The 11,869-nt window shown below is 63.7% G+C and carries 15 protein-coding genes and 1 tRNA gene; 9 read left to right on the plus strand and 7 right to left on the minus strand.

Translation table 11 applies throughout. The features are described from left to right. Positions 1 to 7: 7 nt before the first annotated feature. Positions 8 to 475, minus strand: coding sequence for a GatB/YqeY domain-containing protein (locus W823_RS38585; RefSeq protein WP_023956455.1), 468 nt, complete (start codon positions 473 to 475; stop codon positions 8 to 10). A 70-nt stretch (positions 476 to 545) separates the two neighbouring features. On the opposite strand from W823_RS38585, the gene W823_RS38590 reads away from it, so the two are divergent. Both W823_RS38590 and W823_RS38595 read left to right on the plus strand, forming a co-directional pair. Continuing rightward, a complete protein-coding gene (locus W823_RS38590; RefSeq protein ID WP_023956457.1) occupies positions 546 to 1,541 on the plus strand; it encodes a metallophosphoesterase in 996 nt (331 codons plus the stop codon). A 66-nt stretch (positions 1,542 to 1,607) separates the two neighbouring features. Continuing rightward, positions 1,608 to 1,681, plus strand: a tRNA-Pro gene (locus W823_RS38595). 182 nt (positions 1,682 to 1,863) lie between these two features. Here the strand turns inward: W823_RS38595 and W823_RS38600 are convergent. Next, entirely contained in the window at positions 1,864 to 2,265 is a 402-nt protein-coding gene (locus W823_RS38600) for a hypothetical protein (protein WP_023956458.1), read from the minus strand. Positions 2,266 to 2,399: 134 nt separating this feature from the next. On the opposite strand from W823_RS38600, the gene W823_RS38605 reads away from it, so the two are divergent. Continuing rightward, on the plus strand, positions 2,400 to 3,146 hold the full coding sequence (locus W823_RS38605; RefSeq protein ID WP_031331800.1) for an SDR family oxidoreductase: 747 nt from the start codon (positions 2,400 to 2,402) through the stop codon (positions 3,144 to 3,146). Here the strand turns inward: W823_RS38605 and W823_RS38610 are convergent. Next, positions 3,143 to 3,568 (minus strand): MarR family winged helix-turn-helix transcriptional regulator, encoded by a 426-nt coding sequence (locus tag W823_RS38610; protein ID WP_235189469.1) that lies wholly within the window; start codon positions 3,566 to 3,568, stop codon positions 3,143 to 3,145. The two genes, W823_RS38605 and W823_RS38610, sit on opposite strands and share 4 nt — an antisense overlap. Positions 3,569 to 3,623: 55 nt before the next feature. Next, the gene (locus tag W823_RS38615; RefSeq protein WP_023956464.1) at positions 3,624 to 3,992 is read right to left on the minus strand and encodes a nuclear transport factor 2 family protein; all 369 of its coding nucleotides are present in this window, start codon (positions 3,990 to 3,992) and stop codon (positions 3,624 to 3,626) included. 179 nt (positions 3,993 to 4,171) lie between these two features. On the opposite strand from W823_RS38615, the gene W823_RS38620 reads away from it, so the two are divergent. The 3 genes from W823_RS38620 (at position 4,172) to W823_RS38630 (ending at position 8,235) form a co-directional block, all read left to right on the plus strand. Further along, a complete protein-coding gene (locus tag W823_RS38620) occupies positions 4,172 to 4,450 on the plus strand; it encodes a hypothetical protein (RefSeq protein WP_152538016.1) in 279 nt (92 codons plus the stop codon). Between the two features lie 172 nt (positions 4,451 to 4,622). Next, positions 4,623 to 7,004, plus strand: coding sequence for an FdhF/YdeP family oxidoreductase (locus W823_RS38625; protein ID WP_023956468.1), 2,382 nt, complete (start codon positions 4,623 to 4,625; stop codon positions 7,002 to 7,004). A 106-nt stretch (positions 7,005 to 7,110) separates the two neighbouring features. Further along, on the plus strand, positions 7,111 to 8,235 hold the full coding sequence (locus W823_RS38630; RefSeq protein ID WP_023956470.1) for a nitronate monooxygenase: 1,125 nt from the start codon (positions 7,111 to 7,113) through the stop codon (positions 8,233 to 8,235). Between the two features lie 17 nt (positions 8,236 to 8,252). Here W823_RS38630 and W823_RS57170 read toward each other — a convergent pair whose 3' ends face one another. Continuing rightward, the gene (locus W823_RS57170; protein WP_030168973.1) at positions 8,253 to 8,444 is read right to left on the minus strand and encodes a bacterioferritin-associated ferredoxin; all 192 of its coding nucleotides are present in this window, start codon (positions 8,442 to 8,444) and stop codon (positions 8,253 to 8,255) included. A 16-nt stretch (positions 8,445 to 8,460) separates the two neighbouring features. After that, the gene (locus W823_RS38635) at positions 8,461 to 9,114 is read right to left on the minus strand and encodes a fatty-acid--CoA ligase (protein ID WP_235189463.1); all 654 of its coding nucleotides are present in this window, start codon (positions 9,112 to 9,114) and stop codon (positions 8,461 to 8,463) included. A gap of 113 nt (positions 9,115 to 9,227) precedes the next feature. Between W823_RS38635 and bfr the strand changes: the two genes are divergently transcribed. Continuing rightward, positions 9,228 to 9,707 carry a bacterioferritin gene (gene bfr, locus W823_RS38640; protein WP_023956474.1) on the plus strand — a complete coding sequence of 160 codons (480 nt, stop codon included), beginning with the start codon at positions 9,228 to 9,230 and terminating at the stop codon, positions 9,705 to 9,707. Between the two features lie 248 nt (positions 9,708 to 9,955). Continuing rightward, positions 9,956 to 10,621 carry a hypothetical protein gene (locus tag W823_RS38645; protein ID WP_031331802.1) on the plus strand — a complete coding sequence of 222 codons (666 nt, stop codon included), beginning with the start codon at positions 9,956 to 9,958 and terminating at the stop codon, positions 10,619 to 10,621. Positions 10,622 to 10,660: 39 nt separating this feature from the next. Here W823_RS38645 and W823_RS58065 read toward each other — a convergent pair whose 3' ends face one another. Beyond that, positions 10,661 to 10,831, minus strand: a complete 171-nt coding sequence (locus W823_RS58065) for a hypothetical protein (protein ID WP_023956478.1) — start codon at positions 10,829 to 10,831, stop codon at positions 10,661 to 10,663. 83 nt (positions 10,832 to 10,914) lie between these two features. Here W823_RS58065 and W823_RS38650 point away from each other — a divergent pair, with 83 nt between their 5' ends. Further along, complete coding sequence (locus tag W823_RS38650; protein ID WP_023956480.1) at positions 10,915 to 11,868, plus strand: GlxA family transcriptional regulator; 954 nt, start codon at positions 10,915 to 10,917, stop codon at positions 11,866 to 11,868. The last annotated feature ends 1 nt before the right edge of the window (position 11,869 follow it).

The raw sequence follows: 11,869 nt of genomic DNA on the forward strand, positions 1-11,869 counted from the left end.
AGCCGGGCTACTGCAGGCGCGCGCGAATCGCCGATGACAGGCGCTTGCCGTCGGCGCGTCCGGCGGCGAGCTTGGTGGCGTGCCCCATCACCTGACCCATCTGCCTCATCGCCGGTGCCTCACCGGTCTCCTCGGCGACGGCCGCAACGGCTTGATCGACGATGCCCGTCAATTCCTCGTCGGACAGTTGCGCGGGTAGGTACCCGGCGATGATCTCGCCCTCGGCGCGTTCCTTCTCTGCCAGTTCCTCGCGGTTGTTCTCCGCGAACACAGCGGCCGCCTCTGCACGCTTCTTGCTTTCGCGCGCAAGCACTTTCATCACGTCGTCATCGGTCAACTCGCGGGCTGCCTTGCCCGACACCTCTTCGGACTGAATGGCAGCCAGGACCATCCGCAGGGTCCCGGTGACCGTGGTGTTCTTGGCTTTCATGGCAGCGGTCAGATCGGTGCGGATCTGCTCTTTGATCGTGGACATGTGGTCAAACCTACGCCGCCGAGGTCGACGGTCCGCACCCGTTTTGCGCCTGCGGGCGTATTCTGGCCAGATGCCTCAGGGACGAAAAAGCATCACTCGTCGCACAGATCAACTCGCCGGACTCACCCCGGTCCACGCGATCGCGGGGGTCGCGGCCGCGGGCGCCGCCGGTCTCGCCTATGCGACCTTGATCGAGCGAAACGCATTTGCGCTGCGACACGAGACCCTGTCGGTTCTCGAGCCCGGCTCCACATCGCTGCGGGTGCTGCACATCAGCGACCTCCACATGATGCCGGGACAGCGGCTCAAACAAGCATGGGTTCAGGAGCTCGCCGCGCTGCAGCCAGACCTCGTCATCAACACCGGCGACAACTTGGCCCACCCGCAGTCGGTGCCCGCGGTGGTCCAGGCCCTGGGCGATCTGTTGTCTCTTCCCGGGCTCTTCGTGTTCGGGTCCAACGACTACTTCGCGCCCATTCCGAAGAACCCGCTGAAGTACTTCAAGAAAGACCACAAGCGCACCCACGGGGAGCCACTTCCCTGGCAGGATCTCCGCGCGGCGTTCACCGAGCGTGGCTGGCTCGACGCCACCCACTCGGTGCGTGAACTCGAGGTCGCCGGGGTGCGGGTGGCAGCTGCGGGTGTCGACGATCCGCACATCGGCCGCGACCGCTACGAGACCATCGAGGGCCGTCCCAACCCGCTGGCGCATCTGCGCCTGGGTCTGACCCACTCGCCTGAGCCGCGGGTGCTCGACCGGTTCGCCGATGACGGGTACGACCTCGTGATGGCCGGACACACTCACGGAGGCCAGCTGTGCCTGCCCGGTGTCGGCGCGATCGTGACCAACTGCGACCTCGACCGGTCACGGGTCAAAGGCGTGTCGGCATGGGGTGCGGCGATGAAGCTCCACGTCAGTGCCGGGCTGGGCACCTCACCGTATGTTCCGGCCCGCTTCTGCTGCCGGCCCGAGGCCACACTGCTCACCCTCACTCCCGTATCGGCCGGCGACGCCGACTACGAGCAGGAGGGGTCACTGCCTCCAGTGAATGCCGAAGCCAATTGACCCTCGTGACCAGGCGATTTAATCCGCTACCGCGGCTGAGGTAAGCTATCGCAGGCTGATTGATCACGGGGTGTGGCGCAGCTTGGTAGCGTGCTTCGTTCGGGACGAAGAGGTCGTGGGTTCGAATCCCGCCACCCCGACATGGAGGAGAAGGGCGAAGCCCGGATCCGACCGATAGATGTGTTGGTTGAGACACATGAGAGACCCTGATCAGGGGAAACCTTGATCAGGGTCTCCTCGTTTTCAGCCGCTCTCCCCGATGATGTGTAGTTGTTGCGAGCGAAAACCCAGGTCGGCGCCGCCACAACAACACACTTTCGGGCTATGAGCCGCTGTCGTCCAGAACTCCGACCGAGACGCCGTAGGGCAGGAACCGGACACGCCGTTGCGGATCCACATTGTCTTTGTGCGCGCGCAGGGCATCGAGTTCCGAGGCGTACACCTGGTCGATGCGAGCCGAACCGTCTTCGGCGACGGTGTAGATGGCCCAGACACCGTCACCGGTGTCTCCCGTGGTCTCACGCGTCGGCGGCGCGGGCTTGGTGCGCTGCGACGCCGTGCTGAACATCGAATCGCGAAGTAGCGACGCCAGGGGGTTCTCGCCTCCGGATTGAGACATCCCCTTGGCGACCTGGCCCAGCATGTCGCGGAATCCCTCGCCGGCCTCTCTGGCAAAGCGGTCGAAATCCTCGGGCTCGAAGCCGAACGGTCCGTTGGTACTCATTGATCACTCCTGTTGTGCGGTGAGGACTCCAGTGTGCCTGCCCGATGGTGACATGTCAGGAATAACGTGACATGTCATGCGTTCTCATGGGGGCGAGCACAACGCCCGCATGGAACGACAGTCAGGAAGCAATCATGGCTCAGCTCACTGGAAAGACAGCGCTCGTCACCGGCGGCACCTCGGGCATTGGGCTCGCGACCGCACAGCGACTCGCGGACGAGGGCGCTCATGTGTTCGTCACCGGCCGCAACCAATCGGGGATCGACACAGCGGTTTCGACGATCGGCGCGCAGTCGACCGGGGTCCGCAGCGACGTCACCGACCCCACCGATTTGCAGAACCTCGCGCAGGCCATCGCCGACCGCGGTCAGGGACTCGACGTCGTCTTCGCCAACGCAGGCGGCGGCGAGTTCGCCTCTCTCGCCGACGAGACACCCGAGCACCTTGCGGACACCTTCAACCGGAACGTGGGCGGAACGGTTTTCACCGTCCAGTCGGTGCTGCCACTGCTGAACGAGGGTGCTTCGATAGTGCTCGCCGGTTCGACGTCCGCTTCTGCCGGAATCCCCTCCTTCGGCGCATACGCGGCATCAAAGGCAGCCATCCGGTCGTTCGGACGGACGTGGGCCGCAGAACTGGTCGACCGCAAGATCCGGGTCAACACGGTCATCCCCGGCCCGGTGGAGACCCGCGGACTCAAAGAACTTGCGCCTGAAGGTCAATCGAAGGACCTGCTCGACGCGCAAGCGGCCACGGTACCGATGCGCCGGATTGGTCAGCCCGAGGAAATCGCTGCAGCGGTGTTGTTCCTCGCGTCCGACCAGAGCAGCTTCATGACCGGGTCCGAGGTGTTCGTCGACGGAGGCGCTGAGCAGATCTAGTCCGGGCGCGGCAACGTGCCCTCACGCAGGATGTTCTCGTAGACCGCCTCGAGAATGTCGGCGAGCTCGGACTCCTGGGTGACGTCGAGGTCGGCGAAGAACAGTTGCCGGATCCTGGCAACGTGCTGTGGTGCCGCGGCCTTCAACTGTTCCCAGCCGGCCTCGGTCAACACCGCGTCGGTGACCCGTCGATCGACGACGGACGGGGTGCGCTCGACGATTCCGCGGCGGCTCATCCGCTGCAGATGATGCGACAGGCGGCTGCGCTCCCACCCGATGGTCGTCGCCAGCCTTGTCAACGGCATCCGGTGACCCTCCGCGGCCGACAGAGCATTCATCACGGTGTAGTCACCGAGCGACAAACCCAGTTCGGCCTGGAGATGGCTGTTCATCTCGTACTCGAGTCGGTGGTAGACCCGCATATAGTTCAACCACGTTCGTTGTTGAGACGGGGTCAACCATTTGCTCGAGGCCATCTCACCCGTTCTCGGGCCCGGTGATCACGGTGTACAGCGCCGAGATCCGGCCGTCCGTGACCACCGCGGCGTCAAATCCGGTGGCCACCGGGTCTTGTCCGGGAGGGCCCAGTTCCCACGCCAAGTGGCCGAAGTTCTGGGCCTTCTGCACCTGTCCGACCTTGCTGAACACCAGGCCCTGCATGCCGTCGAGCAGCTTCTGGGCCTTGGCAGCCAAGGCGTCCCGCCCTACTGTGACCCCTTCTTCGTCCGTCCAGACCACGTCGTCGGTGTAGGTCTCCGCTATTGCTTGCGCGCGCCGCGTCGGGTCGGCCTCACCGAAGACCGCCAGCAGGTTCGCTTCCATCAACGCAGTTACTTCGTCAGGCATGGGGACTCCTCGTGTTCGGCGCGGCTGTCGGGTGACATGTCACAAAATACGGCGCATCCGCTCCGCGCACCTGACGACGGGCTCATCCCGTCCGATTCGACGACTTCCAGCGGACGGCTTTTCGACCGCGGTTTCGTGCGCCGGGCGCAGACGACGCGGCTACGGTGGACCGAACTCCCGTGAGCGCTGGGGCTCGGTTGATCGAAGATGCGATCACCGAGGCCATCGACAATGGTGTCCTCCGCGACATCAATCCGCGGCTCGCCACTCTCCAGTTCCTGAACCTGCACGACCACACCTATCGGTGGGCGAGCACGGCAAATCAGCTGTGGTCGGTTCAGGAACTGTCAGACGAGTACTGCCCCACATTGATCCGGGGCATGGCAGCGTCCGATGTCCAACTCCGGGGTTTGGATGTCGAGGCCAACAGATTGCGCAAAATACTGGCAGCGGCATGAGGCCATCCGCCGAGGCATTGTTCGAGGGGTTTCCATTCGTCAAATGACGCGCGACGCCCTACCGTGAAAGTCATCGTTCCTGTGTGTGCCTGAACCCACCGGCTTCGCGCAGACCGCATCGGGGTGGCCAATTCCGGACTCCTCGGTGGACTCGGAGTTGTAGGAGGCCGACATGCCGGACCCGGACGCGGACGAACAGCAGAACGAGCTGGATCTCGCACAGCTCGACATCGAGAAGCCGAAGTCCCATGCGGCGGGCGCCACTGCCGTGGCCGTCTCGATGAAACGCGCTCTCGGCCACATGGGAGCGGTCCGCACAGCCAAGACGCTGCTCAAGCTCAACCAGGCCGAAGGCTTCGACTGCATGAGCTGCGCATGGCCGGACCCCGACCCGGGCCATCGCCACACCGCCGAGTTCTGTGAGAACGGCGCCAAGGCGGTGGCCGAGGAGGGAACCACCAACCGGGCGACCCCGGAGTTCTTCGCCTCGCACAGCATCGAGGATCTGTCCGGACGAACCGAACACTGGCTGGGGCAGCAGGGCCGCATCACTCATCCGATGATCAAGCGTCCCGGCGGAACCCACTACGAACCCATCGACTGGGACGACGCGTTCGCGCTCATCGGCGACGAACTCAACGGTCTCGCCTCACCAGACGAGGCCGTCTTCTACACATCTGGCCGAGCCTCGAACGAGTCCGCCTTCGTCTACCAGCTGTTCGCGCGCGCTTTCGGCACCAACAACATGCCCGATTGCTCGAACATGTGCCACGAGTCCACGTCCATCGCATTGCAGGAATCGATCGGGATCGGCAAGGCGAGCGTCACCCTGGACGACGTCTACAACGCCGAGCTGATCATCATCGCCGGCCAGAATCCGGGCACCAACCACCCGCGGATGCTCTCCGCCCTCGAGAAGGCGAAACAGAACGGCGCGAAGATCCTGTCGATCAATCCCCTGCGTGAAGCCGGACTCGTCAACTTCAAGAATCCGCAGACGCCCCGCGGCATGGTCGGGCCGGGCACCGACCTGACCGACATGTTCCTGCCGATCGCCTTGAACGGCGACCTCGCGCTCTTCCAGGCGTTCGGATCCCTACTCGTGGAGTGGGACGCGCTGGACCACGATTTCATCGACGCGCACACCACCGGTTTCGAGGCGTGGCGCGAGCATGTCGGTGCCGTCGACTGGGACGTCGTCACCTCCACCACCGGACTCTCCCGTGCACAGATCACCGAAGCTGCTGAACTCCTGCGGGATTCGAAGGCCACGGTGTTCTGCTGGGCGATGGGACTGACGCAGCATCGAAATGCGGTCGCCACCATCAAAGAGGTCACCAACCTCGCCTTCGCACAGGGCAACATCGGCAAGCCGGGCGCGGGATTGTTCCCCGTACGGGGGCATTCGAACGTGCAGGGCGACCGCACGATGGGCATCTGGGAACGGCCCCCGCAGCACTTCCTGGACGCCATCCAGAAGGAGTTCGGGTTCGATCCCCCGCGCGAGCACGGGCTCGACACCGTCGACTCCATCCGGGCGATGCGCGACGGCAAGGCGCACTTCTTCCTGGGTCTGGGCGGCAACTTCGCCCAGGCAACCCCGGACAGCGACGTCACGTTCGACGCTCTGCGCAAGGTTCGGATGACCGTGCAGATCTCCACGAAGATCAACCGCGGTCACCTGGTGTGCGGCGAGACCGCACTGATCCTGCCGACCCTCGGTCGCACGGAGAAGGATGTTCAAGCCAGTGGGCAGCAGTACATCTCGGTAGAGGACTCGACCTGCTCGGTACACGCCTCGCGTGGACCGCTCCCTCCGGCGAGCCCGCACCTCAAGTCCGAGGTCGCGATCATCACCTCGATCGCCGAAGCCACCATCGGCGACCGGTATGGCATCAACTGGGAAGCCATGCGCGACGACTACCGCAACATCCGAGCGCACATCGCGCAGGTGGTGCCCGGATGCGAAGGCTACGAGGTGAATGTCCGCAGGCCCGGCGGGTTCATCTTGCCCCACCCGCCTCGGGACTCCCGGACCTTCGACACCGAGTCGGGTCTCGGCGAGTTCGCCGTCTCCCCCATCGATGTTCTCCAGGTCCCGCCGAATCACCTGATTCTGCAGACACTTCGAAGCCACGACCAGTTCAACACCACCATCTACGGCTTCAGCGACCGGTACCGCGGCATCGAGGGTGGTCGCCGTGTTGTGTTCGTGCATCGCGAAGACATTTCCGCGCTGGGGTTTCGGGACGGCGACATCGTCGACATCGTCACCAAGTGGGATGACGACGACAACGTGCGGTGCGCGCCGTCGTTCCGGATCGTCGAGTATGCGACGCCACGGGGTTCGGCCGCTGCCTACTATCCCGAGACCAATCCCCTTGTCCCACTGGACTCGACCGCACTGCAGAGCAATTGCCCCACATCGAAGTCGATCATCATCTCACTGGTTCCGGCCGGCCAGGGCAGAGCCACCGAGAACGCTGCCGATCAGGACTCGACCGGATCGGACTGGAGTCACAAAACGCAACCGCAGCCCGAGCATCTGAGCTGACGCAGGTACCCGGGGTTGTAAACCGTCGCGCGACGGGGTACACAACTAGAACACGTTCTATTTCGGAGCATGTTCATGTTGAATACCCGGCATTGCGAGGCACACCATGCACACCCCAATCTGTGACGATCTCGGCATCGAGTTCCCCATTTTCGCGTTCACCCACTGCCGCGACGTCGTGGTCGCCGTGAGCAAGGCCGGCGGATTCGGGGTGCTGGGTGCGGTCGGATTCACCCCGGAACAGTTGGAGATCGAACTCAACTGGATCGATGAGCACATCGGTGACCATCCCTATGGCGTCGACATCGTGATCCCCAACAAGTACGAGGGCATGGACTCCAACCTGTCCGCCGAGGAACTCACGTCGATGTTGCAGTCGATGGTCCCGGCCGAAACCCTCGACTTCGGCCGCAAAATCCTTCTCGACCACGGTGTTCCGCTGCCCGAGGACGAGGAGAACTCGCTTCAGCTCCTGGGGTGGACCGAGGCCACCGCGACCCCCCAGGTCGAGATCGCGCTCCAGCATCCCAAGGTCAGCCTCATCGCAAATGCCCTCGGCACACCGCCTGCGGAGATGATCACCCACATCCACGAGGCCGGCCGCAAGGTGGCCGCGCTGTGCGGGTCACCCAAGCAGGCACGCAAACATGCCGACGCCGGTGTGGACATCATCATCGCCCAGGGCGGCGAGGGTGGCGGCCATTGCGGCGAGGTCGGGTCCATCGTCTTGTGGCCGCAGGTGGTCAAAGAGGTTGCGCCGATCCCGGTTTTAGCCGCCGGTGGCATCGGCAGCGGCCAGCAGATCGCAGCCGCTCTCGCTCTCGGCACCCAGGGCGCCTGGACGGGTTCGCAGTGGCTGATGGTCGAGGAGTCGGAGAACACAGCCGTGCAGCAGGCCGCCTACGTGTCGGCCAGCAGCCGTGACACCGTTCGCAGCCGGTCCTTCACGGGTAAGCCGTGCCGGATGTTGCGCAACGACTGGACCGAGGCCTGGGAGAAGCCGGAGAACCCCGAGCCGCTCGGAATGCCGTTGCAGTACATGGTTTCCGGGATGGCGGTCGCCGCAACACACCGTTACCCGGACCAGACCGTGGACGTCGCTTTCAATCCCGTCGGCCAGGTGGTCGGACAGTTCACCAAGGTGGAGAAGTCCGCCGCGGTCATCGAACGGTGGGTTCAGGAATACCTCGACGCCACAACAACTCTGGACCAACTCAACGCACTGACCTGAGGCTCGGCGGACGTCGCCTACGGCTGGACCCCGGCCGTGGGCACGTCCGCGAAGTGGGCCTCGATGATCGCACGCACAGTCCGTCGACATCTGCCACAGTCACGACCGGCACCGCAGGCGTTGGCAACCTCCTTGGAGGTACGCGCACCGTCGGCCACGGCCTGCTCGACGACGTGACTCGTAACTCCTTGGCACAGACACACATACATGGCGGGGACCTGGCGCCTAGGCCTGCAGCTGTAGTTCCAGGACCCGCTGCAACTTACCGACGAACAGCGGCGGATACACCCCGACACCTGCGCCCGCCATCCACTCGGCGGCCGCGTCGGGATGCTTCAACCAGCGCATCGCCTGCTCTTCGGTGTCGAGTTCTTGCAGGATCATCACTTCGTGACCGTCATCGATGGCACGGTAGACCCACACCCGGCGTACACCGGACGAGATGAAGCGCCGGAGGCTCGACCGCACCGTCTCCACGAGTGCCGCGACATCACGCACCGGGGCGATGGCAGCAACAATGATGCCCGACTGCTCGGCATTCGACCCCTCGAGTTCGATCTTCTCGACAACCTCACCGGCGAACAGAGGAGGGATCTCTTCGACGCCTGCCGCATCAAACCATTCGAGGACGGTCGGCGAGGCGAGCACACGGTCGATCGGCCCATCGGCGCGAACACCCAGCGTCGTGAACACGCGGTGCGGGTTGTCCAACGCCCGGTAGATCACCATGTGGTGGGCGCCCAGGCGCGCGAGCGCATCGTTGTTCTCGGACAACCGCTCGATGAGTTTTTCATCGGTCGGCAACGAGAAGTCCGAAGCGAGAATGCGCGAATGCTGCGTCATGTAGTTCATCCCTGCTGCCGGGTCCGTCGTTGCCACCAAAACAGCATCGTACCGAGATAAATTGATTCCGGACACGTGTGTTGCACAGCCCCTCCGGGACCAGCCCTCCCGTTGGCGACACGACGTGCTCTTCGATGTGAGGAGATTTCATGCAAGGAGATCCAGAAGTTCTCAAACTGCTCAACGAGCAGCTGACCAGCGAACTCACCGCCATCAACCAGTACTTCCTGCATTCGAAGATGCAGGACAGCTGGGGGTACACGGAGATCGCCGCACAGACCCGTGCCGAGTCGTTCGAGGAGATGAACCACGCCGAGGCACTCACCGACCGGATCCTGCTGCTGGACGGACTGCCCAATTATCAGCGGCTGTTCTCGCTCAAGGTGGGCCAGACGTTGCGTGAGCAGTTCGAGAGTGACCTGCAGATCGAACTCGACGTGGTCGCACGCCTCAAGCCTGGAATCGTGATGTGCCGCGACAAGCAGGACTCGACCAGTGCGATTCTGCTCGAGAAGATCCTGGCCGACGAGGAAGGTCACGTCGACTACCTGCAGACGCAGCTCGAACTGATGAACACGTTGGGCGACCAGTTGTACCTGGCCCAGTGCGTGGCCCGTCCGCCCAAGTGATCTCCGGCGGGTGTGGGGACGTCGACTCCCGAGAACTCGGCGGTTCCCACACCCGCTGATCGCAAGCGCCACAAGGTCGACGACAGTCGGCTTGGACTGCGCGCCTGACTGTTCCACCGTTCTGGGCACTCCATAATCTGTTCCCGACCAACTGATCGGTACGGACCTGAGCCTGTGCAACGGTGCCGGTGATGCGTGACACGGCTGGTAGGTTCCTCATTGTCCCGGCAGATTTACGTGAGGAATTGATGTTCAAGAAGGCCGCCACGCTCATTGCAACTCTGTGCGCGCTCGTCGCACTGACAGCACTGGGGGTGTCCACCGCTTTAGCTGCGCCTGCAAAGGCCAACATCGGGGGTGGGACAGGAATCTTGGTGGACAAGGACAAGGGCACAGCGAGCGCCTGCACACTGACCGCCATCGGCCGCGACCAGAACAACATCTTGGTGGGTCTCACTGCAGGTCACTGTGGCCCCGCCGGCAAGGCAGTGTTCGTCGAAGCCGCCCAAGGACTCGGACCGGTCGGCCAGGTCACCTTCACGCACCGCGACCTCGATTACGCGATCATCCGCTTCGATTCAGCGAAGGTGAACCCCGTTCAGCGAGTCGGCGGCGTCACCATCCGTGGCATCCGCACGCAGGCCCCCGCTTTCCCCGAGATCGGCTGCAAACAGGGACGCACCACCGCCAACACCTGTGGCATCACGTGGTTCTCGGACGGCTCAGCGCACACCAGCCAGATCTGCGTCGTCGAGGGAGACTCGGGTAGCCCCGTGGTGGTCGGCGACCGACTCGTCGGAATGGTCAACGCCTACTACTTCATCGGATGCATCGGGCCGGAGACCGGCACGAACATCAAACCGATCCTCGATGACCTGCCGGCGCGCGGCATCACCGCATTCCACGTCGTCTGACCCTCCGGACTTACTCGGCGAGTGACTTCCGACGTGCTTCTAGCGGCGCGTCAAGGTTTCCAATTCGTCGCGCACCCGTGCGGAATCGGGGCCGTACTCGGCGTCCAATCCGAACGGGGCACGCGGTAGGTGTGCTGTCTTCTTGGCGTTCTCGTAGAACGCGATGAAGGCGATGATGAGGACTGGGATCAAGATGATTGCGATTTCCATGTCTGAAACTATGCGCCCGAACAGATAGTGCCACCACTGGCTGTTTTGCCAGTCTTCGCATATTTTCTGCCATACTGGTTGGCATGCTCCGCTCCGTTGCCGTGATCCTGCAAGAGCCCGTTGCCGCTTTCGAGTACGGCGTGGTCAGCGAGGTGTTCGGCGTAGATCGCACCGACGAGGGCGTACCCAAGTTCGACTACCGCGTGTGCGGTATCGAACCGGGCAAACCGCTGAACTTCACGACGGGCGCCCAGGTCATTCCGCAGTACGGGCTCGAAGCGTGCGCCGACGTGGACCTGGTGGCGATACCGGCCGGGCAAGTCCGGACCGACTTCCCCGAGGCGGTCCTCGATGTACTCCGTGCAGCCGACGCTCGAGGCGCATACATCTTGTCGGTCTGCACGGGTTCGTTTGTCGTCGCCGCCGCCGGCCTGCTCGGTGGCCGGTCCGCCAGCACCCACTGGAAGTACGGCAAGGAGATGGCCGAGCTGTTCCCAGACGTCGACGTGAACACCGATGTGCTGTACGTCCAAGAGGGCAACATCATCACCAGCGCCGGTACAGCAGCCGGTATCGACGCCAGTCTGCACCTGGTCCGCACCGAGCACGGGCCGACGATTGCGAACAAGATCGCGCGCCGCATGGTGGTTCCCCCGCAGCGCGAAGGCGGGCAGAGGCAGTTCGTGAAAGCGCCTGTGCCGGAATGTGATGAGGACGGATTCGGTCGCGTGCTCAACTGGATGCTGCGCAATTTGAAGCAGGACATCTCGATCGCGGACATGGCCACCAAAGCACACATGTCCCCACGCACTTTTGCCCGCAGGTTCGCCGACGAAGTGGGCACCAGCCCATTGCGCTGGCTCACCGAGCAGCGGGTCCTCGCCGCGCAGAGTCTGCTGGAAACCACCGATCTCGGCATCGAGGAAGTGGCCCGTCAGGTCGGTTTCAGTTCGGCGACCCTGCTGCGACACCATTTCTCGGCCATCGTCGGTATCACGCCCACTGCGTTCCGCGTCCGCTTCGGTTGCGCCAGCTGAA

The sequence above is a fragment of the Williamsia sp. D3 genome (assembly GCF_000506245.1).
GTDB classification, from domain to species: Bacteria; Actinomycetota; Actinomycetes; order Mycobacteriales; family Mycobacteriaceae; genus Williamsia; species Williamsia muralis.